The 23,289-nt window shown below is 72.1% G+C and carries 17 protein-coding genes and 3 tRNA genes; 8 read left to right on the top strand and 12 right to left on the bottom strand.

The features are described from left to right. Positions 1-3: 3 nt before the first annotated feature. The 3 genes from AQI70_RS03965 to AQI70_RS03975 all read left to right on the top strand — a co-directional run bounded on the left by AQI70_RS03965 (position 4) and on the right by AQI70_RS03975 (position 3,835). Entirely contained in the window at positions 4-1,506 is a 1,503-nt protein-coding gene (locus tag AQI70_RS03965) for a tripartite tricarboxylate transporter permease (RefSeq protein WP_062144122.1), read from the top strand. An 18-nt stretch (positions 1,507-1,524) separates the two neighbouring features. Next, positions 1,525-1,920 carry a universal stress protein gene (locus tag AQI70_RS03970; RefSeq protein ID WP_062144125.1) on the top strand — a complete coding sequence of 132 codons (396 nt, stop codon included), beginning with the start codon at positions 1,525-1,527 and terminating at the stop codon, positions 1,918-1,920. 175 nt (positions 1,921-2,095) lie between these two features. Continuing rightward, entirely contained in the window at positions 2,096-3,835 is a 1,740-nt protein-coding gene (locus tag AQI70_RS03975; protein WP_062144128.1) for a VanW family protein, read from the top strand. 23 nt (positions 3,836-3,858) lie between these two features. On the opposite strand, the gene cpt is transcribed toward AQI70_RS03975, so the two are convergent. The 4 genes from cpt to AQI70_RS04000 form a co-directional block, all read right to left on the bottom strand. Then, complete coding sequence (gene cpt, locus AQI70_RS03980; RefSeq protein WP_208607273.1) at positions 3,859-4,392, bottom strand: chloramphenicol phosphotransferase CPT; 534 nt, start codon at positions 4,390-4,392, stop codon at positions 3,859-3,861. Positions 4,393-5,188: 796 nt separating this feature from the next. Then, positions 5,189-5,262, bottom strand: a tRNA-Ile gene (locus AQI70_RS03990). 178 nt (positions 5,263-5,440) lie between these two features. After that, positions 5,441-5,513 (bottom strand) — tRNA-Asn (locus AQI70_RS03995). A gap of 5 nt (positions 5,514-5,518) precedes the next feature. Beyond that, positions 5,519-5,591 (bottom strand) — tRNA-Asn (locus tag AQI70_RS04000). Positions 5,592-5,763: 172 nt separating this feature from the next. Here AQI70_RS04000 and AQI70_RS04005 point away from each other — a divergent pair. Beyond that, positions 5,764-6,072, top strand: coding sequence for a YtxH domain-containing protein (locus AQI70_RS04005; protein WP_062144136.1), 309 nt, complete (start codon positions 5,764-5,766; stop codon positions 6,070-6,072). A 144-nt stretch (positions 6,073-6,216) separates the two neighbouring features. After that, complete coding sequence (locus AQI70_RS04010) at positions 6,217-7,668, top strand: xylulokinase (protein WP_062144139.1); 1,452 nt, start codon at positions 6,217-6,219, stop codon at positions 7,666-7,668. A 71-nt stretch (positions 7,669-7,739) separates the two neighbouring features. Here the strand turns inward: AQI70_RS04010 and AQI70_RS04015 are convergent, their stop codons facing one another. From AQI70_RS04015 to AQI70_RS04025, 3 genes are all read right to left on the bottom strand, one after another. Then, positions 7,740-9,032 carry an RNA polymerase sigma factor gene (locus AQI70_RS04015; protein WP_062144142.1) on the bottom strand — a complete coding sequence of 431 codons (1,293 nt, stop codon included), beginning with the start codon at positions 9,030-9,032 and terminating at the stop codon, positions 7,740-7,742. A 114-nt stretch (positions 9,033-9,146) separates the two neighbouring features. After that, positions 9,147-11,051, bottom strand: coding sequence for a DNA primase (dnaG, locus tag AQI70_RS04020; protein ID WP_062144145.1), 1,905 nt, complete (start codon positions 11,049-11,051; stop codon positions 9,147-9,149). A gap of 126 nt (positions 11,052-11,177) precedes the next feature. Further along, positions 11,178-12,443: an NAD(P)/FAD-dependent oxidoreductase gene (locus tag AQI70_RS04025; RefSeq protein ID WP_062144148.1), complete on the bottom strand. Its 1,266-nt coding sequence runs from the start codon at positions 12,441-12,443 to the stop codon at positions 11,178-11,180. 347 nt (positions 12,444-12,790) lie between these two features. Between AQI70_RS04025 and AQI70_RS04030 the strand changes: the two genes are divergently transcribed. After that, entirely contained in the window at positions 12,791-13,777 is a 987-nt protein-coding gene (locus tag AQI70_RS04030; RefSeq protein WP_062144150.1) for an ArsR family transcriptional regulator, read from the top strand. A 19-nt stretch (positions 13,778-13,796) separates the two neighbouring features. Here AQI70_RS04030 and AQI70_RS04035 read toward each other — a convergent pair whose 3' ends face one another. Then, a complete protein-coding gene (locus AQI70_RS04035; protein ID WP_062144153.1) occupies positions 13,797-15,095 on the bottom strand; it encodes a deoxyguanosinetriphosphate triphosphohydrolase in 1,299 nt (432 codons plus the stop codon). A 49-nt stretch (positions 15,096-15,144) separates the two neighbouring features. Continuing rightward, positions 15,145-16,020: a sirohydrochlorin chelatase gene (locus AQI70_RS04040; protein WP_062144155.1), complete on the bottom strand. Its 876-nt coding sequence runs from the start codon at positions 16,018-16,020 to the stop codon at positions 15,145-15,147. Between the two features lie 222 nt (positions 16,021-16,242). On the opposite strand from AQI70_RS04040, the gene AQI70_RS04045 reads away from it, so the two are divergent. After that, positions 16,243-16,947, top strand: a complete 705-nt coding sequence (locus AQI70_RS04045) for a SanA/YdcF family protein (RefSeq protein ID WP_079051133.1) — start codon at positions 16,243-16,245, stop codon at positions 16,945-16,947. Here the strand turns inward: AQI70_RS04045 and AQI70_RS04050 are convergent. Genes AQI70_RS04050 through AQI70_RS04060 form a run of 3 tightly spaced genes read right to left on the bottom strand, consistent with a single transcriptional unit; the run spans position 16,934 to position 20,499 of the window. After that, positions 16,934-17,701: an enoyl-CoA hydratase-related protein gene (locus AQI70_RS04050; protein WP_062144160.1), complete on the bottom strand. Its 768-nt coding sequence runs from the start codon at positions 17,699-17,701 to the stop codon at positions 16,934-16,936. The genes AQI70_RS04045 and AQI70_RS04050 overlap by 14 nt on opposite strands. A gap of 15 nt (positions 17,702-17,716) precedes the next feature. Next, positions 17,717-18,964, bottom strand: a complete 1,248-nt coding sequence (locus AQI70_RS04055) for a ferredoxin reductase domain-containing protein (RefSeq protein WP_062144162.1) — start codon at positions 18,962-18,964, stop codon at positions 17,717-17,719. Beyond that, a complete protein-coding gene (locus AQI70_RS04060) occupies positions 18,961-20,499 on the bottom strand; it encodes an amino acid adenylation domain-containing protein (protein WP_062144165.1) in 1,539 nt (512 codons plus the stop codon). The genes AQI70_RS04055 and AQI70_RS04060 overlap by 4 nt, the downstream gene beginning before the upstream one ends. 432 nt (positions 20,500-20,931) lie before the next feature. On the opposite strand from AQI70_RS04060, the gene AQI70_RS04065 reads away from it, so the two are divergent. Continuing rightward, complete coding sequence (locus tag AQI70_RS04065) at positions 20,932-23,280, top strand: molybdopterin oxidoreductase family protein (RefSeq protein WP_062144169.1); 2,349 nt, start codon at positions 20,932-20,934, stop codon at positions 23,278-23,280. Positions 23,281-23,289 lie beyond the last annotated feature (9 nt).

The following is a 23,289-nucleotide window of genomic DNA, read 5'->3' on the forward strand; positions in this document are numbered from 1 at the left end:
GCGATGGACAACCTGAACAACCTCATGCAGGGCTTCGCGGACGTCATGGCCCCGATGAACCTGCTGCTCGCCCTGATCGGCGTCGTCATCGGCACCGCGGTGGGCGTCCTGCCGGGCATCGGCCCGGCGATGACGGTGGCACTGCTGCTGCCCGTCACCTACGGCATGGAGCCGGTGCAGGCCTTCATCATGTTCGCCGGCATCTTCTACGGCGGCATGTACGGCGGCTCGACGACGTCGATCCTCCTCAACACCCCCGGCGAGTCCTCCTCCGTGGTCACCGCCATCGAGGGCAACAAGATGGCGAAGGCGGGCCGGGCGGCCCAGGCCCTGGCCACGGCGGCGATCGGCTCCTTCGTGGCGGGCACCATCGGCACCCTGCTGCTGGTCCTGGTCACCCCGTTCGTCGTGGACTTCGCGGTCAGCCTGGGCGCGCCCGACTACTTCGCGCTGATGCTCCTCGCCTTCATAGCGGTGACGTCGGTACTGGGCTCGTCCCGCATCCGGGGCTTCATCTCCCTGCTGCTGGGCCTGACGATCGGCCTGGTCGGCATCGACTCGGTGTCCGGCCAGCAGCGTCTGACCCTGGGCGTTCCGCAGCTGGCCGACGGGATCGACGTCGTCGTGGTGGCGGTCGGCATCTTCGCGGTCGGCGAGGCGCTGTGGGTCGCCGCGCATCTGCGCCGCAAGCCGGCCGAGGTGATCCCGGTGGGCCGCCCGTGGCTGGGCCGCGGCGACTGGAAGCGCTCCTGGAAGCCCTGGCTGCGGGGCACGGCGTACGGCTTCCCGTTCGGCGCGCTGCCGGCCGGCGGCGCGGAGATCCCGACGTTCCTGTCGTACGCCACGGAGAAACGGCTGACCAAGCACCCCGAGGAGTTCGGCAAGGGCGCGATCGAGGGCGTGGCGGGCCCGGAGGCGGCGAACAACGCGTCGGCGGCGGGCACGCTGGTGCCGATGCTGGCGATCGGCCTGCCGACGAACGCCACGGCGGCGGTGATGCTGGCGGCCTTCCAGTCGTACGGCATCCAGCCCGGCCCCCTCCTCTTCGAACGCGAGGCGAGCCTGGTCTGGATCCTCATCGCCAGCCTCTTCATCGGCAACCTGCTGCTCCTGCTCCTGAACCTCCCCCTGGCCCCGGCCTGGGCGAAGCTGCTGCAGATCCCCCGCCCCTACCTCTACGCGGGCATCCTGTTCTTCGCCTCGATGGGCGCCTACGCGGTCAACGCCCAGCCGCTGGACCTGTTCATCCTCCTGACCCTGGGCCTCCTCGGCTTCGCCATGCGCCGCTTCGGGCTCCCGGTCCTGCCGCTGATCGTCGGCGTCATCCTGGGCCCCCGCGCGGAGCTGCAGGGCCGGCGCTCGCTCCAGCTGTCCGGCGGCGAACTGTCGGGCCTGCTGGGCGGCCCGGTGTCGTACACGGTCTACACCGTGATCGCGCTGGTCCTGGTGTGGCCGCTGCTCCGCCGTTTCGTCGTCCGCCCCCTGCGCGCGCGAAGCGCCGCCTGAGAGAACCCGGAGATCAAGATGACCATCCTGGTCGGCTACGTCCCCTCCCCCGAGGGTGAGGCGGCCCTGCGCGCGGGCATCGACGAGGCCCGTCGGCGCGACGAGAAGCTGCTGGTGGTGAACACGACCCGGGGCGACGCCTATGCGGACCCCCGCTTCGCCCAGGAGCCCGACCTGACCCATGTCCGCGAGGACCTCGCGGCTCTCGGGATCGAGTTCGACATCCGCCAGGTCCTCGGCGCCCGCGACGCCGCCGAGGAGATCATCGACCTGGCGGAGCAGATGGACGCGTCCCTGGTGGTGATCGGCCTGCGCCGACGCAGCGCGGTCGGCAAGCTGATCATGGGTTCCGCGGCCCAGCAGATCCTCCTGGGAGTGGGGTGTCCGGTGCTGGCGGTGAAGGCGGGGGCGTGAGAGCCGCTCCGCACCGTCGTGGGACGCGGCTCTGCACCAAGGGCGTGATCTGAAACATACGTGGTGTTCGACATAGGCGTTTTCGTCCGATTATGGCTAGCTGGATGTGCTTGCCTCGCGCACAGCGTCACGTCATCGGACGGGCCGCCCTGTCGATCGTCAGCCCTGGAGATCCATGCGCCTCCGCGTTCCCTCCGTCCCCCGAAAACCCTCAGCCCCCCGTATAGCTTCCGTTCCGCCCCTCGCCCTCGCCGGCGGCGCTCTCGCCGTCGGCTTCGGCGGTCTGTATCTCGCCGGCCTGCTGGTCGCGGGCGGCGACATGGACGCCGGTACGGCCGTGCGCGGTGTGGACATCGGGGGCCTGAGCCGGGAGGAGGCGGTCCGGAAGCTGGAGCAGCGGCTGGGCCCGGCCGGCTCCCGGGATCTGGCCGTGACGGTCGGTGACCGCGAGGGCACGGTCGATCCGCGGCGGGCCGGGATCACCTTCGACTTCGAGGAGACCGTCGACCGGGCGGCGCGCACCCACGACGCCGACCCCATCAGTGTCATCGGCGGGCTCTTCCGCTCGGGCGGCCCCGTCGAGCCCGTCGTGCGGGTCGACGAGGACAAGGCCCGATCCGCCCTCGGGAAGCTGGCGACGTCCCTCGACCAGAAGGTCCGCGACGGCGCCGTCACCTTCACGGACGGCCGGGTCCGGCAGATCTCTCCGCGCAACGGCTACGCCCTGGACACGAAGGCCGCGGTCGACCCCCTGCGCGCCGCCTTCCTGCGCGGCGCGCCCCGCTCCGTCACCGCCCTGCCCGTCCGCGAGACCAAGCCGAAGGTCACGGCGCGGGAGGTGCGGCGGGCGGTGCGCGAGTTCGCGCAGCCGGCGATGTCGGGTCCGGTCCGGCTCATCGCGGCCGACCGGCGGTTCATCGTCGACCCGGACGTCCTCGGCGAGTACCTGACGATGCGACCGGACGACTCCGGCCGGCTGGCCCCCAAGCTGGACGCCAAGGGGCTGCGCGCCGCTCCCGCGGTGGCCCGGCCCCTGTCCGACCTGCCCGCCGAGCCCGAGAACGCCACGCTGCACCTCGACGGCGACCGGGTCGTGGCGGAGGACGACGCCAGGGCCGGCGTACAGGTCACGGACAAGGCGCTGGGCAAGGCCGTGCTGCCGCTGCTCACCAGGTCGGGCACCGACCGCACCGCCGAGATCGCCACGCGGGTGACCGAGCCGCAGGTGACCGCCGAGAACGCCGAGCGGCTGGGCCTGACGGAGAAGATGTCCTCCTTCACCGTCAACTTCGAACCGGCGCCGTACCGCACGAGGAACATCGGCCGGGCCGTGGAGCTGATCAACGGCTCCGTCGTCATGCCGGGCAGGACGTGGAGCTTCAACCGGACCGTCGGCGAGCGCACCGAGGCCAACGGCTTCGTCGAGGGCGTCATGATCCTCAACGACGAGTTCACCAAGGCACCCGGCGGCGGCGTCTCCGCCGTGGCCACGACGGTCTTCAACGCGATGTTCTTCGCCGGGGTGAAGCCGGTGGAGTACGGCGCCCACTCCTTCTACATCGAGCGCTACCCGGAGGGCCGTGAGGCGACGGTCGCCTGGGGCAGCCTCGACCTGAGGTTCACCAACGACTCCGGCAAGGCCCTCTACATCCAGGCCGAGTCCACCGACACCTCCGTCACGGTCACCTTCCTCGGCACCAGGAAGTACGACGAGGTCGAGTCGGTCACGGGCCCGCGCACCAACGTCAAGGAGCCGGAGAAGAAGGTGAGCACCGACGAGCAGTGCGTACCGCAGACCCCGCTGGAGGGCTTCGACGTCACCGTGGAGCGGGTCTTCCTCGACGACGGCAGGGAAGTGAAGCGGGAGCCGTTCCGCACCCACTACACACCGCGCGACGAGATCGTCTGCGAGTGACCGGCCGGGAGCCGGCCGGGTGATCAGCCGACGCGGGCGGCGATGGTCCGCGCGCACACCAGGGACTCGGTGTGCGACGTGTCCACCTCCAGGTCGTACACCACCCCCTGGTGAACCACCTCCGCCTGCGCCGCGGCCATCCCCGGCACCCGGTCCCCTCGCGCGACCTCACGGCCCGCGGCGACCTCGGCCTCGCATCTGACGCCGACCCACAGCACCTCCAGTCCGCCCAGCGCCTTGCGCCATCGCTGCTGGGACGCCGCTCCACCGAGGAAGACGTCATCGATGACGACCCCGGCACCGGCCCGGGCCATCGCCACGACGCCCTCCATCCAGGCCGTCTGCAGCGCCATGAACTCCGCCCCGACGTGCACCCCGCCGTCCGCGGCGAACACGATCCCCCCGTCCGAGTCCCGCATCCTCGCGGGCAGGGCGTCGACGAACGAGTCGCACCCGAACGCCAGCCACTGATCCGGCAGTACGGCCTGCAGACACCGCACGATCCCGGACTTCCCCGAGCTGGAGCCACCGTTGACAATGATCACCCGAGTCGTCACCGCGCCACGGTAATGCGCTCGCCGGCCCGCCCCGAAGCGATTTTCGGCAGGCACGGCGACCGGAGCGCCGGGGTCAGGCTCCGGGGCCGAGCCGGTCGCTGACGGAACAAAGCTGCTGCTCGTCGAGTCCGTAGACGGTCTCGCCGGCCCGCGGGGCGCGGGCATGGAGGGTGTGGTCGCGGCGTACGCAGGACGTCCCGGAGCCAGTCGAGCTGGGTCCGGCCGAGATGTCCGTAGCCCTTGCCGGGGACCAGTGAGTCGAGCGTGACGAACCGGTGGCCGTCGACCAGGCTCACCGCGGCCCGCTCGCCCCCCGCGGACGGGACGAGCGCGTCGGCCCGGTCGCTGCCGTCCGGGTCGAGGTGCCCGCTGCCCAACACCTTGGCGAACGCCTGCCGCTCGTCGTGGTCGCCGGTGCTGTAGATCACCGGGGCGTTCCGCTCCGCGGCGACTCGCCCACGAGGCCGCGGACGGCGGCGTAGACCTCCGGGGAGCGTCGTCCGCGATGCCACCGCTGACGACGACGGCATCGACGTCACGCAGCTGCCGCAGCTCCGCGAGCATCCCGCGCAGCGCCCCGGTCGCGTCGACGCCGTCCTCGTCCGGTGTGTCGCCGCGCTCCAGGTGCGGTGTCCGACAGATGCAGGATCCTCATGCGCCGAGGCTATCGAGGCCCGCGTCGACGGGGCCACGCGTTGGTGAGCCGAGCGGGTGAGCGGCCGCCGCCGCTTCGGCGTGGCGGCCCTGGCTGTTGCGCCTTCGCAGGTCGCATCGTTTCTGCACCGATGGTGCGCGGTGGGGCGGGTGGGACTCGAACCCACGGCCGACGGATTATGAGTCCGCTGCTCTAACCGGCTGAGCTACCGCCCCATAGCGGCGTGTCGCGTACAAGTGTGCGCGCCGTCTGCCGCAGCATAGCCGCTCATACGATCTCCTGCTTCGTATGGTCGACTTCGCATGCCCTGAAGGACTCCGCCCCGACCTGCACGGTTCCCCGACACGAGGCCGAACATGAAAAAGGACCCCTACGGGGTCCTCGTTCAGCATGCTCCCCCGACTGGACTCGAACCAGTAACCTGCCGGTTAACAGCCGGCTGCTCTGCCAATTGAGCTACGGAGGACCGAGCTCCCCCGACTGGACTCGAACCAGTAACCTGCCGGTTAACAGCCGGCTGCTCTGCCAATTGAGCTACGGAGGAATGCCTCGTTGCATCGAACGTACCTACCTGGGTATTCGCCAGGGGGCGTGCGCTCGCTGCGACACATACATTAGCGCAAGCAGGGGGGTGCTCCGCCAATCGGTTCCCCCCGGGCACCGACGCCGCACCAAAGGACCTACGCAAGGACCTACGCAAGGGAAGGGTGGCCGCCATGCGCTACCGCCTCACGTTCGCCGTCGGACTCGCGGTCGGATATGTGCTCGGCACACGCGCCGGACGCGAGCGCTACGAGCAGCTGAAGAAGACGGCCCGGGAGATCTCCCACAACCCCGCCGTCCGCAACACCGCCGAGTCGGCCGCACAGCAGGGCCGCCACTTCGCGGGCAAGGCGTATCACACGGTGAGCGAGAAGGTCGGCGACCGAGTCCCCGAATCGGTCGCCCAACGAGTCCGCTCCCTCCGCGAACGCAGCGCCCACAACGGCGGCACGGAGGACGACTGGGGAACCAGCAATACGTAACGCGGGTGGCTGCAGCGTCCCAAGGGGCGCGGGGAACTGCGCGACCAGCCACACCCGACCCGCACCCGCCAACCGACCAGGCGCCCCACGGCGAGTAGGCGCCCATGGCCCAAGCAAGCGCAGCGCTACGGCACAATTTGGGCCATGGGGATAGTCGCCGGGCTGGACAGTTCGCCCGAATTCACTCGCATCGTCGTCTGCGACACGGACACGGGAACCGTGCTCAGGCAGGGGTACGCCCCGCACCCGGTGGAGTCGCCGGGCGGCGCCCGCCCCTCCGACGTCGATCCGCAGGCCTGGCTGCTCTCCCTCGGTGAGGCGGCCGGCGGCGGTCTCCTCGAAGGCGTGCAGGCCATCGGCGTGTCGGCGCAGCAGAACGCGGTCGTCCCGCTCGACGCGCAGGGCAACACCGTGCGCCCCGCGATGGTCGGCGGCGACAAGCGCGCGCAGGTCGCGGCGGCCGACCTGATCGACGCGCTGGGCGGACGCGAGGCATGGGCGCAGGCCGTGGGGTGTGTGCCGCAGGCCGCGCAGCCGGTGACCAAGCTGCGCTGGCTCGCCAAGACCGAGCCGGAGCACGCCGTACGCGCCGCCGTGCTCATGCAGGCGCACGACTGGCTGGTGTGGCAGTTGCTCGGCCGGCCGGTGCGAAGGACCACGGACCGGGGCGGGGCCTCCGGCACCGGCTACTGGTCGGCGGCCACCGGCGCCTACCGCAGCGATCTCGTGGAGCTGGCGCTCGGCCACCAGGCCATGCTGCCGGAGGTGATCGGCCCGGCGGAGGCGGCCGGTACGACCCCCGAAGGGCTCCTCATCTCCGCGGGGACCGGCGAGACCATGGCGGCCGCCTTCGGGCTCGGCATAGGGCTCGGGGACGCCGTCGTGTCGCTCGGCGCCTCCGGGTCCGTGATGGCCGTCCACCCGGAGGCCCTCGTCGACAGCAGCGGGATGATCACCTCCCTGGCCGACGCGACCGGCATGCACCTGCCGGTCGTCACCACCCTCAACGCCGTGCGCACCCTGCGCGGCGCCGCCGAACTCCTCGGCGCGCCCGACCTGGAGAGCCTCTCCGACCTGGCGATGAAGTCGACGCCGGGGGCCCATGGGCTCGTGCTCCTGCCCTATCTGGAAGGCGAGCGGACGCCGAACCTGCCGCATACCGCGGGCACGCTCGCCGGGCTGCGGCGGGAGTCGATGAAGCCCGAGCATCTGGCGCGGGCCGCGTTCGAGGGGATGCTGTGCGGGCTCGCGGACGCGCTGGACGTGCTGCGCGGGCGGGGTGTCGACGTGCGGCGGATCTTCCTGCTGGGGGCCGCCGCCGAGCTGCCCGCCGTGCAGGCGGCGGCGCCCGCGCTGTTCGGGGCGCAGGTCGTCGTACCGCAGCCCTCGGACTACGCGGCGATCGGCGCCGCCCGGCAGGCCGCGTGGGCGCTCGGGGTGTCGCAGGGCACGCTCGATCCGCGCACGCCGCCGGTCTGGCAGGGCGCGGCCGCGCAGATCCTGGAGCCCGGTGAGGAGCTCGCGGTGGGGCAGGCGGTGCGCCAGCAGTTCGTGTCGGTGCGGGAGCAGACCCATCCCGGAGCGTTCCGGCCGTAGCGGCGACCGGATGGGCACGGCGGGCCGCCCGCGGCCGAGGGAGGCCGCTCGCGAGAGTGAGCGGCCCCTGCTCAGTCCAGGTAACCCCGCAGCTGGTCCGCGAACGCGTGGTCCCGCAGCTTGTTCAGGGTCTTCGACTCGATCTGGCGGATGCGTTCCCTGGTCACGCCGAAGATGCGGCCTATCTCCTCCAGTGTGCGGGGGCGGCCGTCCGCCAGGCCGTAGCGGAGCTGGACGACCTTGCGTTCGCGTTCGCCGAGGGTCGACAGGACCGCTTCCAGGTGCTCCCTGAGCAGCAGGAACGCCGCCGACTCCACTGGCGAGGCCGCGTCGCCGTCCTCTATCAGGTCGCCCAGGGCGACGTCGTCCTCCTCGCCCACCGGGGCGTGCAGCGACACCGGTTCCTGGGCCAGGCGCAGGACCTCGCTGACCCGCTCGGGCGGCAGGTCCAGATGGGCCGCCACCTCTTCGGGGGTCGGTTCGTAGCCGCGTTCCTGCAGCATGCGGCGCTGGACGCGGACGACCCGGTTGATCAGCTCGACGACATGGACCGGGACCCGGATGGTGCGGGCCTGGTCGGCGAGGGCGCGGGACATGGCCTGGCGGATCCACCAGGTGGCGTACGTCGAGAACTTGTAGCCGCGGGCGTAGTCGAACTTCTCGACGGCCCTGATCAGGCCCAGGTTTCCCTCCTGGACGAGGTCGAGCATGGTCAGGCCGCGGCCGACGTAGCGCTTGGCCACGGACACGACGAGCCGCAGGTTCGCCTCGATCAGCCGCCGCTTGGCCATCCGGCCCATGACGACCAGGCGGTCCAGGTCGAGGGCGAGCTCGCTGTCCAGGTCGGGGGTGTTGCTCAGTTTCTCCTCGGCGAACAGGCCCGCCTCGACGCGGCGCGCGAGTTCGACCTCCTCGGCCGCGGTGAGGAGGGGGATGCGGCCGATTTCCCGCAGGTACTGGCGGAAGAGGTCGGAGGAGGGGCCGCTGCCGTCGGCGCGGGCACGGGGCGGCACGGGTGCTTCGACCGGCTCGGCGTCGGCGCCGTCCAGCGCCTCGGCCGGAGGTTCCGCCGGCTCGGGCGGGGCCTCCGGGTGGTGCGCGGCACGGCTCTGCGGCGGCACCGCGACGAGCACGTCGGCCTCCGCGTCCGAAACCGTGCCGTCCGTACTGCTGTCGGTCTGGATGAGGGTCTGGGTCTGCACGGGGGCGACCTCCAGGATGATCGCTGCCGAGGCATACGGCAGCGCTGCTTCGAGGGCGGAGTCGGCGGCCTCGCCGCTGTCCGTCCCGTACGCGATGAGCGGAACCGCGGGGGTGTGGGACCCGTGGGGAACGGATCGGCCGCGCTCCGAGGACTCAGGCACCGCAACCCAGTGTGGAGTACGACACATCGCCGCCACGAGGGGCGTGCGGTGACTTTTTGCGTCCGGTCCGTGACCGCGCGGTTACCCAGCCGTACGCAAATCCCCGCGTATCCCTCAGAGCGCCGCCGCGCCCCGCTCCCGCAGTGCCTGGTCGTACTGCTGCAACACCCACAGCTCGTTCTGCACGGCGGCCAGTTGGGCCGGGTCGCCGCCCGCGCCCAGGCGGGTCAGCTGGCTCTGGATGTCGCGGATGCGGCGTTCCACGGCGCGGCGGCGGACGGTGACGAGCTGTTCGCCGGCGTAGTTCTCGTCGACCGTCTTGCGCATGATCGCCTCGACCGCCAGCTCCGTGACCATCGCGCGGACCTGGTCGTCGGGGGCCGCGTCACGGACGCGGACCAGATACTCCTGCCCGTCCTGGATGCCGTACTCCGCACCGCCCGCGTCCATGATCGCCTGGCGTACGGCGGCGTAAGGAGCGGCGGTGAACTCGTCGACGCCGTACGCGTCGAACGCCGGGGAGACCAACTCGGGGCGCTGGAGGGCGAGTTTCAGCAACTCGCGTTCGGTGGCGTAGACCGGGTTGCGCAGGGTCAGGGCCGGGCCCGACGGCCGGGACGCGGGAGTCGCGTCGTACTGCTGCTGGGGGCCCCGGGCGGTCGGTGCCTGGCCCCTGCCGCCCCGGTCCCGCGCCCAACGCGCCAGCTGGGCCACCCGCTTGACCACGAACTGCGTGTCGAGGATGCCGAGCATGCCCGCGAGCTGGACGGCGACCTCGTGCTGGGCGCCGCTGTTCTTGATGCGGGCGACGATCGGCGCGGCCTCGTCCAGTGCCGCCGCGCGGCCCGCCGGGGTGTCGAGGTCGTAGCGGACGACGATCTGGCGGAGCGCGAACTCGAAGAGCGGGGTGCGTGGTTCGACCAGGTCGGCGACCGCCTCGTCGCCCTTCGCCAGGCGCAGTTCGCAGGGGTCCATGCCGTCCGGCGCGATCGCGATGTAGGTCTCGGCGGCGAACTTCTGGTCGTCCTCGAAGGCGCGCAGGGCCGCCTTCTGGCCGGCCGCGTCGCCGTCGAAGGTGAAGATGACGCGGGCCGAGCCGTTGTCCATCAGCAGTCGGCGCAGGATCTTGATGTGGTCGCCGCCGAAGGCCGTACCGCAGGTGGCGATGGCCGTGGTGACCCCGGCGAGGTGGCAGGCCATGACGTCGGTGTAGCCCTCGACCACGACCGCGCGGGACGTCTTGGCGATCTCCTTCTTGGCGAGGTCGATGCCGTAGAGGACGTGGGACTTCTTGTAGATCGCCGTGTCGGGGGTGTTGAGGTACTTCGGGCCGTTGTCGGCCTCGTACAGCTTGCGGGCGCCGAAGCCGACCACGTCGCCGCCGATGTCGCGGATCGGCCACATGAGCCGTCCCCGGAAGCGGTCGATGGGGCCGCGGCGGCCCTCCTGGGCGAGTCCGGAGAGGAGCAGCTCCTTGTCGGTGAAGCCCTTGCCCCGGAGGTAGCGGGTGAGGTGGTCCCAGCCCTGGGGGCTGTAGCCGACGCCGAAGTGGACGGCGGCGGCCTGGTCGAAGCCGCGCTCGGCGAGGAAGATCCGGCCGGTGTCGGCCTCGGGGCTGGTCGCCAGCTGCTCGGCGTACCACTCGGCGGCGATCTTGTGGGCCTCGACCAGGCGGATGCGCTCACCGCGCTGGTGGGACGGGTTGTACCCGCCCTCCTCGTAGCGCAGGGTGATTCCCGCCTGGGCGGCGAGGCGCTCGACCGCCTCCGAGAAGGAGAGGTGGTCGACCTTCATCACGAACGTGATGGTGTCGCCGCCCTCCTGGCAGCCGAAGCAGTGGAAGAGGCCCTTGCTCGGGCTGACCTGGAAGGACGGCGACTTCTCGTCATGGAACGGGCAGAGCCCCTTGAGGTTGCCCCCGCCCGCGCTCCGCAGCTGGAGGTACTCGGACACCACGGCGTCGATCGGGACCGCGTCCCGTACCGCCTTCACGTCCTCGTCGTTGATCCGTCCTGCCACGCGTGAATTCTACGGGCCAGAACTGACACTCATGGGGCACGTGCAGCGCCCCGAAAGGGGCGCGGGGAACTGCGCGACAGGCCACAGACCACCCGCACCCGCGAGACGACAGACCACGGCAGACGCCTAGGCGACCAGGTTTTCCAGCGAAACATGCGGGTCCGCCAAGGCCTCCGTGTTCACCTGAGCCCGTGAACGGACCAGCCGCTGGATCGGCTCCGTGACATCCCACACGTTCACGTTCATCCCGGCCAGTACCCGCCCCTCCTTCACCCAGAACGCGATGAACTCGCGCTTCCCGGCGTCCCCCCGGATCACCACCTGGTCGTACGAACCCGGCGGCGCCCAGCCGGAGTACTCCATCCCCAGGTCGTACTGGTCGGAGAAGAAGTAGGGCACGCGGTCGTAGGTGACGTCCTGGCCCAGCATCGCCCGCGCCGCCGCCGGGCCGCCGTTGAGCGCGTTGGCCCAGTGCTCCACCCGCACCCGGGTGTCGAAGAGGGCGTGCGGGAAGGAGGCCACGTCTCCGGCCGCGTAGATGTCGGGGTCGGAGGTGCGCAGCCGTTCGTCCACCACGACACCGCCGCCGTGCACACGGTCGGCGATCTCCAGCCCGGCCCCCTCCGCGAGGGCGGTCCGGGGCGCCGCGCCGATCGCGGCGAGGACGTCGTGCGCCGGGTGCTCCTCGCCGTCGTCGGTGCGGGCGGCGAGGACCATGCCGTCCTGGCCGACGATCTCCGTCAGCCGCCGGCCGAAGTGGAAGCGCACCCCGTGCTCGCGGTGCAGCTCGGCGAAGAGGCCGCCGATCTCCGGGCCCAGGACGCCGTGCAGGGGAGTCGGATCCGGTCCGACGACCGTGACCTCCGCGCCGTACTCGCGGGCCGCCGCCGCGACCTCCAGGCCGATCCAGCCGGTGCCGGCGATCACGAGGTGGCCGTTGTCGCGGCCCAGCGAGGCCAGGACGCCCTTGAGGCGCTCGGCGTGCGCGAGGCGGCGCAGGTGGTGGACGCCGGCCAGGTCGGTGCCGGGGATGTCCAGGCGGCGGGGCTCGGCGCCGGTGGCCAGCAGGAGTTTGTCGTAGTGGACGACCGTGCCGTCCTCGCCGAACCGCACGGTCTTCGCCGTACGGTCGATCGCGTCGACGGTCTGGCCGAGGTGCAGTTCGATGTCGTTCTGCGCGTACCAGGCGGGCTCGTGCACGAAGACGCTGTCGCGTTCCTCCTTGCCGAGGAGGTAGCCCTTGGACAGGGGCGGGCGCTCGTACGGGTGGTCGCGCTCGTCGCAGATCAGTATCACCCGCCCGGTGAAGCCCTCCGCACGGAGCGTCTCGGCCGCCTTCGCGCCGGCGAGTCCTCCCCCGACGATGACGAATGTCTGATCCGCGTCGACCACTTGATGCCTCCTCGTAAGGGTGCCGCCACATGAGCGTCCCGCACGCAGGGTGATGCGGGAAGAGGGGGTGACCCGATCAGGCCACGCAGGGTCACTTTCGAGTGCCCGTTCGTCTCATGTGTCTCACCGGTCGCGGGCGGTGAGCGCACCGCGGAGGAGGCCGGCGGCGCGCCTGCCTCCCCCCGGGACAGGCGCTCCCCCCACCGCGCCAAGAGTCCTGTCTCGTCCGGGAGTTGTCGGGACATTCGCCCAGAACGCAAAGGGAACAGCGCGTTCCGTGGGGTCCGGCCTTTCCCTGGCTACGGTGGAGGAGTTCAGCAAACGCTTGCAGACGCCTCGGGGGACGCATGCTGCGTATCGACTTCACCGCGGAGGATCTGAACAGATTACGGGTCGCCGGGGAGCCGGACCCGTTGTGGGAGACCGTGCTGAGCCTGATGCGGCTGCAGGACCGCAGCGCCGCGCTGGTCTTCGACCCCTGGCGGCGGGAGGTGCGCGCCGCGCTCGCCCGGGCGGGGCTGACCTCGACGGCGGCGGCGCTGATGCTGGTCGCGCGCCGCGCCTCCTACTTCCCGGACTTCCTGACGCCCGGGCCGGGCGTCACGGACTTGGACGTGGGCATCGACCTGGTGCTCGGCACGCCGAAGCGCCGGCTGGCGCACGAGCTGTCGAAGCTGTTCCCGCAGGCTCCTCCGCCGGGGATCCGGCGGCTGGGCGAGGGGGATCCGCGGGCCCTGGAGCTGCTCGGCGAGGCGCTGCGCCGCTACTACGAGGTGGCGGTGGCGCCGTATCTCCCGGCGATCCGCGCGGCGGTGGCGGCGGACCGCTCGGTCCGGGCGGAGGCCGCCCTGACCTCGGGACCGCAGGGCCTGCTCGACAGCTACGGCACGGTCGTCGGCCGGGACGAGGAGGCGCTGGTCACCGACTATCCCTTCGACCGGGGGCTACGGCTCGACGGGCGTCCGCTGACGATCGTCCCGGGCTTCTTCTGCGTGCGCACCCCGGTGGCGCTCGCCGACCCGCACCTCGATCCCGTCCTGGTCCATCCGCTCAGCCCGGCGCCCGGCTGGCTGGCCCGCTCCCGGCGGGAGGCCACCGAGCAGCTGCCCGTGGCCCAGCTGATCGGCCCGAGCCGGGCCATGGTCCTGGACACCCTGGAGCATCCGCGCACCACGACCGAGCTGGCCGAGCTCCTCCAGCTCACCCCGCCGACGACCAGCCGGCACGCGACGGTGCTGCGGGAGGCCGGGCTGGTGGAGTCACGGCGGCAGGGCAACCGGGTGTTCCATCTGCGGACCCGGCTCGGCGACGCCCTGATGAACGGCGCTCTCTAGGCCGTGTGCCCCGCGCTGTTCAGGCCCGCTGGGTGAGCCGTGTGTGCAGCGAGCGTGCCGACGCGTCCGTCAGGGACGCGATCTGGTCGACGATCACGCGCTTGCGGGCGCGGTCGTCCTCGGCCTGGTCGAACAGGGCCCGGAACTGCGGGTCCAGCCCGTCGGGCGCGCGGGCGGTGAGCGCCTCGGCCAGTTCGGCGACCACGATCCGCTGGTCGGCGCGGAGCCGCTCCTGCTCGGCGCGCTGCATGACGTACCGGTCGGCGACGGCCTTGAGGACCGCGCACTCCAGGCGGGTCTCGCGCGGTACGACGAGTTCGGCGCCGTAGCGGGTGAGCCGCCCGGCGCCGTACGCCGCGCGCGTGGCGCTCTCGGCGGCCAGGCAGAACCGGCCGATGAGCTGGCTGGTGGCGTCCTTGAGGCGGGCCTGCGCGACGGCCGAGCCGTCGTAGCCGTGCGGCCACCAGGGTTCCTCCTGGAGCCGGTCGAGGGCGGCGGCGAGTTCGGCCGGGTCGGTGTCCTCGGGGACGTACCGTCCGACGGCCACCGCGAAGACGGCCTGGCGTTCGGGCTCGGCGTGCAGGAGGTTGGGGTCGATGTGGCCGGCGTGCAGGCCGTCCTCGACGTCGTGCACCGAGTACGCCACGTCGTCGGACCAGTCCATGACCTGGGCCTCGAAGGTGGTGCGGGTGCCGGGGGCGTCCTTGCGGACCCAGTCGAAGACGGGCCGGTCGTCCTCGTAGACGCCGAACTTCGGGGAGCTCGGGTCGGTGGGGTGGGCGCCGCGGGGCCAGGGGTACTTGGTGGCGGCGTCGAGGGTGGCGCGGGTGAGGTTGAGGCCGACGGAGCCCTCCGGGGTGAACCGTTTCGGTTCGATGCGGGTGAGGAGCCTCAGGGACTGGGCGTTGCCCTCGAAGCCGCCGCAGTCCTCGGCGAATTCGTTGAGGGCGACTTCGCCGTTGTGGCCGAAGGGGGGGTGGCCGAGGTCGTGGGAGAGGCAGGCCGCTTCCACGAGGTCGGGGTCGCAGCCGAGGGCCGCGCCGAGCTCTCGGCCGACCTGGGCGCACTCCAGGGAGTGGGTGAGGCGGGTGCGGGGGCTGGGGTCCCAGGCCTGGCTGTGGGTTCCTGGCGTCACTACCTGGGTCTTGCCGGCGAGCCTTCTGAGGGCCGCGGAGTGCAGTACTCGGGCGCGGTCGCGTTGGAAGGCGGTGCGGCCTGGGCGTTTGTCGGGTTCGGGGGCCCAGCGCTCCACGGCGGACGCGTCGTATCCAGCGGGCGGGACGTGGTTCTCGTAAGCCTGGGGTGCGTTGCCTTCCATGTCCCGACAGTAAGGCCAGGCACCGACAAGCGGGACGTCAGCGAGCGTTTCAGGCCGAGGCGAGCACCGGCTCCGTCACTGTGTTCGGCGTCGACAGCATCTGGTCGTAGCGGTGCAGGAGCAGCTTCGCCATCGCGGGGTGGGTGCCGAGCGGGGCCGACGCGATCCACGGTGCCGCCTGTGCGCACTCCGTCGCGAAGCGGCCCGGGGCGGTGAAGTACGAGGCCACCGCCACCCTTGTGCGGCCCCTTGCGGCCAGGGCACGCAACGCGTCGGGGACCGTCGGGGCCGCCGTCGTCGCGTAGGCCGGGACCACCGGGACGCCCAGGCGGTCGGCGAGGAGCTGGGCCGTGCGGGAGGTGTCCACCTTCGACTCGGGGTCGCGGGAGCCCGCCGCCGCCAGGACCACCGCGCTCCTGCGGCGGGTGGGGTCGTCCATCCGGGTGCGCCAGCCCGCCTCGACCAGGCGGGCGTACAGGGCCTCCACCAGCAGCGGGTGCGGGCCGAGTGCGCCGGCCACGCGTGCGTGCACCTCCGACTCGGCGGCCATCTCGGGGATGTCCCGCTTGATGTGGTAGCCGCGGCTCAGGAGGAGGGGGACGAGGACGGCCTCCCGGCCGCCGAGGGCCGCCAGGGTGTCGGGGAGCAGGGGCTCGTTCAGCTCGATGTGGCCGAGGTGGACCGGCAGGCCGGGGCGCAGGTCGCGGACCTTGTCGAGGAGCGCGCGTACGGTGCTCAGGGCGCGCGGGTCGCGGCTGCCGTGGGCCACGACGACGAGTGCGGGCGGCTCGGGGCGGCGCCTGCCGTCGAGCGAGACGAGGCTGAGCTGGCTGGCGAGCTGGCTGCTGATCCGGTTCATGATGTGCGCCGTACTGTCGAGGTGGGCCGTCGGGGACTCGTCGCGAGGAGGATTCGACGCCGTCATGGATCGATGGTGGGGGCCGGACGTTGCCTCCCCGTTGCGGGCGCGTCACGGGTTTTTACACCGGGTTCACGGTGCCGCTCCTGAGCGGTGTGAGGGGGCATGAGCTGCGGTTTCTCCGGGTGGCGTGAATCTGGTCACGTCGGGGGCGGCGAACCGCGGAGGCTGACAGGACGTCCCTGGATGTCGAGAAGAGGCGGGAGCCGACCTGGAGGGAACCGTCCGATGCGCCGACCGAAGCTGCCCCGATTGCCCCGATTGGCCCGACCACGGATTCCCCGCACCCGCACCGGGCAGCGGCGGCTGGTGCAGGCCGTGATGCTGGGGTGCGTCCTGGGCCTGCTTCCGGCGACCTGGATGCATGTCGTGACCGGGGACCGGCTGCGCACCACGGCCGACGCGCCGCGCACCGACGTCGCGGTGGTCTTCGGTGCCGGGCTGTGGGACGGCGAGCCGTCCCCGTATCTCGCCCACCGGCTCGACGCGGCGGCCGAGCTGTACCGCGCGGGCCGTGTCGAGGTCGTCCTGGTCACCGGCGACAACAGCCGCGAGGACTACGACGAGCCCGACGCCATGCGCGCCTATCTGACCAGGCACGGCGTGCCCGACTCGCGCATCGTCAGCGACTACGCCGGCTTCGACACCTGGGACTCCTGCGTCCGCGCCAAGAAGATCTTCGGCGTCGACGAGGCGGTGCTGATCAGCCAGGGCTTCCACATCCGGCGGGCGGTCGCGCTGTGCCAGGAGGCGGGGGTGGCGTCGTACGGCGTCGGCGTCGACGCCAAGCACGACGCCACCTGGTACTACGGCGGTACCCGTGAACTCTTCGCGGCCGGCAAGGCCGCCCTGGACGCCGTCTTCGAACCGGACCCCCGGTTCCTCGGACGGAAGGAACCAGGAGTCCAGGAGGCCCTGGCTAGCGCCCGGTGAAGCGGGGTGCGCGTTTCTCCAGGAACGCGCTCATGCCCTCCTTCTGGTCGTCGGTGGCGAACAGGGCGTGAAAGACGCGGCGTTCGAAGAGGACGCCGTCGCGTAGCCCGGTTTCGAGGGCCTGGTCGACGCACTCACGCGCGGCCCTGACCGCGGCGCGGCCGTACGAGGCGATCGTCGCCGCCGCCCGCAGGGCCTGCGGCAGGACCTGGTCGTCCGGGACGACTCGGGAGACGAGACCGCAGCTTCCAGCCTCCCGGGCGTCCATGGTGCGGCCGGTCAGGATCAGGTCCATCGCCTTCGCCCGGCCGACGAGCCGGGTCAGACGCTGGGTGCCGCCGATGCCGGGGATCACCCCCAGCTTGATCTCCGGCTGGCCGAAGACCGCCGACTCACCCGCGATGACCAGGTCGCACATCATCGCCAGCTCGCAACCACCGCCGAGCGCATGCCCGTTGACGGCGGCGATCTTCGGTGTGCGCAGGGCCGTGAAGTCCTCCCAGTCGGCGAAGTAGTCCTCGGCCGCCATCCGAGCGGCCGTCCGCCCCGCCATCTCCCTGATGTCGGCACCGGCCGCGAACACCGTGTCCGAGCCGGTGACGACGAAGCAGCCCACCTCCGGGTCGGCGTCCAACGGGCGCAGGGCGTCGAGGAGTTCGGCCAGCAGCTCACTGCTGAGGGCGTTGAGCACCTGCGGGCGGTGCAGCCGTACGATCACCACGCCGCCGGCGCGCTCGATCTTGACGTTGTCCATGAGGTCCCTCCAGGGTTACGAGTCCCAGATCGCGCCGTAGGCCGGAATCCCGCGCCGTTCCAGGCCGTGCACCACCTGCCAGGTGAGCTTCTTGTTGGAGATGCAGATGACCGCCTCGGCCCCGAAGTCGCGATACGCCTCGTAGGCGAGCCGGACCATGTCGGGCTTGCCGTGCCGGGAGGTGTCCCAGACCAGGGCGTGCGGCTGGACGGCGAGGATCTCGTCGACCAGGGCGTCGCCGTAGGTCGTGCGGGGGTCGCGGGTCGCCCAGACCAGGCGGGAGGGGACCTCGGCGGCCAGCAGATGGGGCAGGCAGGGGCCGATGCCGCTGCCGGTGGCGACGTAGACCACCTTCTTGAAGAGGGTCTCGATGTTGGCGACGCCCGCCGTGGTGATGCCCTTGACCCACACCCGCGTGGGCAGGTCGTCGATGAAGGATCCCGTCCAGTCTCCGGCGCGGGAGATCGTCAGCCGGAAGCCGGGCTCGCCGGGTGTCGGGACGTTGGCGAAGGAGTGCCACTCCGTCAGCGGGCTGCGGCTGATCGCCGTCGAGGAGCCCGCGAAGGGGGTCTCGCCGTGGTCGAAGCGGGCCAGTACGACGTGCGGGGAGGGCCGTTCGAGGCGGACGTCGACCTTGCGCAGCCGCAGCCAGGGCAGGGCGACGCTGAAGGTGACGACCGTGAGGACGGTGATCGGGACCGGCTGCGGTGCGGACAGCAGCGTGTGCGCCCAGAAGAGGGCCAGGGCCGTCCAGCCGCCGAAGCGGTGGATCTTCTCGAAGTGGTCGTGGTGGCGGGAGCGGAAGGGCGGCAGGGCGGTGGCGACGATGACGGCGAGGAGGACGACGAGGGCCCAGCTCACCACGGCCGACAGGCCTTCCGCCCCGGTGAGCGTCAGGGCCAGGAACCAGGTCGCTCCCGCCAGTGCCCCGCCCACGTGCAGTCCGCCGAAGTGGTACACCTTGCCCAGCGTCCAGCGCACCTTCAGGGGCCAGCTCGTCGGCACCCGGGTCGCCAGCCGGAAGAAGAGGTTGATGACGTACTGCTGGCGGACGAGGACGGCGAGCGCGAGGTTGGCGAGGGAGGCGTGGGCGAGGGCCTGCGGGGACAGCGGCCAACTCGACGCCGCCCAGGCGGCGTTGGCGACGAGGACCAGTGCCGCCAGCCGGTTGTAGTGCATCAGGCGCGGGTGCTTGAGCAGCCGGCGTGGCGCCGAGGTGACCGGCGGCAGCGCGGTGGTCCTGGTCACGGGGGCCGTCGTCATCGGACCGCCCCCTCGCGCTCGTCGGCCATCCGCAGCAGCGCCTGTTTGTCGACCTTGCCGCGGTCGGTCTCGGGCAGGAATGGCAGGGGCATGACACGCTCGGGCACGCAGTAGTACGGCAGCGCCTCCGCCACCACGCGCCGGGCCGTGTCGGGGTCGACGTCCGCCGGGCACACGAACGACACCAGGGTCCGCGCGTCCCGCTTCAGCGTCACCGCCCGCGCACAGCCCTCGACCGACTCCAGCACCGAGGAGACGGAGTCGAGTTCGACCCGGAAGCCGCGCACCTTGACCTGGTCGTCGGTCCTCCCGAGGTGCTCCAGTTCGCCGTCGGCGGTCCAGCGCCCGAGGTCGCGGGTGCGGAACATGCGGTGGCCGCCGCCGAGGAAGGGGTCGGGGGCGTACCGCTCCGCGTCGAGTCGCTCATCGCCCAGATAGCCGGCCGAGACGCAGTCGCCGCCCGCCCACATCTCCCCCGCCTCGCCGATGGGCAGCGGACGGCGGTCGGGGCCGAGGACGTAGACCGTGTTGTTGGGGGTGGGGCGGCCGATGGTGAGCAGCGGGTCGGACGGGCGATGGCGGTGCATCGTGTTGACGATGGTCGTCTCGGTCGGGCCGCAGCAGTTGTGGAAGGCGGCGTGGCGGGCCCAGCGGTCGGCGAGCGGGCGCGGGCAGGGCTCTCCGGCGACGGCGACGGTGCGGACGCGGGGGCAGGCCGCCGGGTCGATGCCGGACAGCACGGTCGGGGTCGCGATGAGGACGTCGGCCGTCCGGGCCGCCGCCGCGATGTCCTTGCCGCGGATGACCAGGGTGCCGCCGTGGGTCAGACAGCCGAGGATCTCCCAGGCGGCCATGTCGAAGGCGACGTTGAGGAGGTGGGCCACACGGTCGCCCCGGCGGATGCCCAGGCCGCCGGGTTCGGTGAGGAGGATGTTGGCGACGTTGCGGTGGGTGACCTTCACGCCGTTGGGCCGGCCGGTGGTGCCCGAGGTGAACAGGACGTAGCAGCCGTCGTCGGGCCGTACGGGGGTGCGCGGTTTCGGCGCGTACGGCTGCGGCCCGTCCAGCGTGACCATCAGGTGGCCGTCGGGCAGCGGCACCCGGTGGGCGTGTTCGGCGAGCGTGAGGACGACGCGGGTGCGGGCGGTGCGGACGACGTGGGCGAGCTGGGCCGGGGGCGCGAGGCCGACGTCCTGCGGGACATAGGCGGCGCCCGCCTTCAGGATGCCGAGCAGGCCGACGAGCATCGGGATCGAGCGGCGTACGAAGAGGCCGACGTGGTCGCCGGGGCGGACGCCCTCGCGGGCCAGGCGGGCGGCGAGGGCGTCGGCGTGACGGTCGAGTTCGCCGTACGTGATCCGCGCGCCCCGGTGTTCGGCGGCGACGGCGTGCGGGGCCGCCGCGGCCTGCCGTTCGACGGCGCGGTGGATCAGCGGGTCGGGTACGGGGACGGTGGGGCCGCGGCCGTACTGCCAGAAGAGGTGCTGGTCGTGGGGAGGCAGGTGGCCCAGGGGGCCTGGAGGGCGCAGGGGCATGGTCGGGGGACCTCCTGGCGGGCTGTTTCGAGATGACGGTTTGCCGTGCGGGCATGCCCGGTATGTCGAACGCCGTACGGAGTGCATGCGTGGGCCCATGCATGCGGAGTGCATGCCGAGTGCATGGGGAGTGCATGGGGAGTGCATGGGGAGTGCATGCAGGCGGACGTGCTGCGCCGGCGCCGTGCCTGGGCCTCGACTGTAGCTCTGGTTCTTCAACTCTCAACGAGGCGTGACCGGCCAACTACGGTACGGAATGAGACACGTGAGGCGACTTTCACCACAGCGGCAACCCGGGCACCACCCCGCGGCGACTCAAGGCCGGGCGCCTGTGCGCCTCACGGCGGCCGGGCGGCGACGGGGAGGTCACCGTCCCGGCCGCGTAACAGGGAGCCGCCGCGCACGTAACACGCCCGACTCACGCTGGACGGCATGCCGAACTCCGCGACGCCCACGCACTGCCCGTACTGCGCCCTGCAGTGCGGAATGAACCTCACGCCCACGCAGGACGGGGGTGTCGCGGTGGTCGAGCGCCCGGACTTCCCGGTGAACAAGGGAGCGCTGTGCGGCAAGGGCCGGACGGCTGCTTCGGTCCTCGCCGCGAACGTCCGGCTGACCTCCCCGTTGGTGCGCTCCGGTGGCACGCTCGTGCCCGCCACCTGGGACGAGGCGCTGGACCGCGTCGCCGAGGGCCTCGGCCGCACGCGTACGGAACATGGCCCGGACGCGTGCGGGGTCTTCGGCGGGGGCGGTCTGACCAACGAGAAGGCGTACAGCCTCGGCAAGTTCGCGAGGATCGTGCTCGGCACCTCGCAGATCGACTACAACGGCCGTTTCTGCATGTCGTCGGCCGCCGCGGCCGGGATGAAGGCGTTCGGCCTCGACCGGGGGCTGCCGTTCCCGCTGGAGGACATCCCGAAGACGGGCTGTGTGATCCTCGTCGGCTCCAACCTGGCGGAGACGATGCCGCCGTCGCTCCGCTTCTTCAACGAGCTGAAGGAGAACGGCGGCACGCTCGTCGTCATCGACCCGCGGCGGACCAGGACCGCCGAGCAGGCCGACCTGCACCTGATGCCCCGGCCGGGCACCGACCTCGCGCTGGCCCTCGGCCTGCTGCACCTGGTCGTCGCCGAGGGCCGGGTGGACGAGGAGTACGTCCAGGAGCGCACGGTCGGCTGGGAGGAGGCGCGGGCCGCCGCGATGGCGCACTGGCCGGAGTACGTGGAGCGGATCACGGGCGTGCCCGTGCCCCAGCTCCGGGAGACCGTACGGCTGTTCTGCGAGCCGGAGCACGCGATGGTGCTGACCGCGCGCGGCCCCGAGCAGCAGTCCAAGGGCACCGACACCGTGGGCGCGTGGATCAACCTGTGCCTGGCGACCGGGCGGGCGGGCCGGCCGCTGTCCGGGTACGGCTGTCTGACCGGGCAGGGCAACGGACAGGGCGGACGCGAACACGGCCAGAAGGCCGACCAGCTGCCCGGCTACCGCAAGCTGGACGACCCGGCGGCCCGGCGGCATGTGGCCGAGGTCTGGGGCGTGGACCCGGACAGCCTTCCCGGGCCCGGGCGCAGTGCGTACGAGCTGCTGGACGCGCTGGGTACGGACATCAAGGCGCTGCTGCTGATGGGCTCCAACCCGGTGGTGTCGGCGCCGCGTGCCGCGCACATCGAGGAACGCATCAAGTCCCTGGACTTCCTGGCGGTCTGTGACGTCGTGCTGTCGGAGACGGCCGCCCTCGCGGACGTCGTCCTGCCGGTCACGCAGTGGGCGGAGGAGACGGGCACGACGACCAACCTGGAGGGCCGCGTCCTGCTGCGGCGCCGGGCGATCACCCCGCCCGAGGGGGTACGCAGCGACCTTGAGGTCATGCACGAGCTCGCGGCACGACTGGGCGGCGAGAGGGGTCTGGAGAAGGGCTTCTCGACCGACCCCGAGGAGGTCTTCGAGGAGCTGCGCCGGGCCAGTGCGGGCGGGCCGGCGGACTACTCCGGGATCACGTACCGGAGGCTGATCGAGGAGAACGGGGTGTTCTGGCCGTGCCCGGCCACAACCGACGGCGGCTTGGGCGCGGGCGGTGATGTGAGTGCGAGCACCGGGCTGGGAGCGGGCGCGAGTGACGGCTCGGGCGCAACCGGCGGCCTGGGCACGGACGGCAGCCCGGACGCGGGCGGTGCCCTGAGCGCGGGCGGTGCCCTGAGCGCGGGCGACGGCCTTGGCGCCGGCGCCTCCGGTGACTGCGAGGACGCCTCGCTGGACGTGACCGCCGTGGCCGACGACCCGGCGCAGGACGAGGATGTCGCCGGCGGCGTCCATCCCGGCACGCCCCGCCTGTTCCTCGACCGGTTCGCCACGCCGGACGGACGGGCGAGGTTCGTCCCCGTCTCGCACCGGGCGGTCGCCGAGGAACCCGACGACGAGTACCCGGTGCTGCTGACGACCGGCCGGGTCGTGGCCCAGTACCAGTCCGGCGCCCAGACCCGCCGCGTCGACGAGCTGAACGCCGCCGCGCCGGGCCCGTTCGTGGAGCTGCACCCCAGGCTGGCGGCGCGGCTCGGGGCGGCCGAGGGCGATCCGGTGGCCGTGGTCTCGCGCCGGGGCCGGGCCGTGGCCCCCGCCCGCATCACGACCGGCATCCGCCCGGACACCGTCTTCATGCCGTTCCACTGGCCGGGCGAGGGCCGTGCCAACACCCTGACCAACCCGGCGCTCGACCCGACGTCGCGGATGCCCGAGTTCAAGGCGTGTGCGGTGCGGGTGGAGGCGGTCGAGTCCCAGGGGTGATCCTGCGAC

Origin of the sequence: Streptomyces curacoi (assembly GCF_001513975.1) — a bacterium.
Lineage (GTDB): Bacteria > Actinomycetota > Actinomycetes > Streptomycetales > Streptomycetaceae > Streptomyces > Streptomyces curacoi.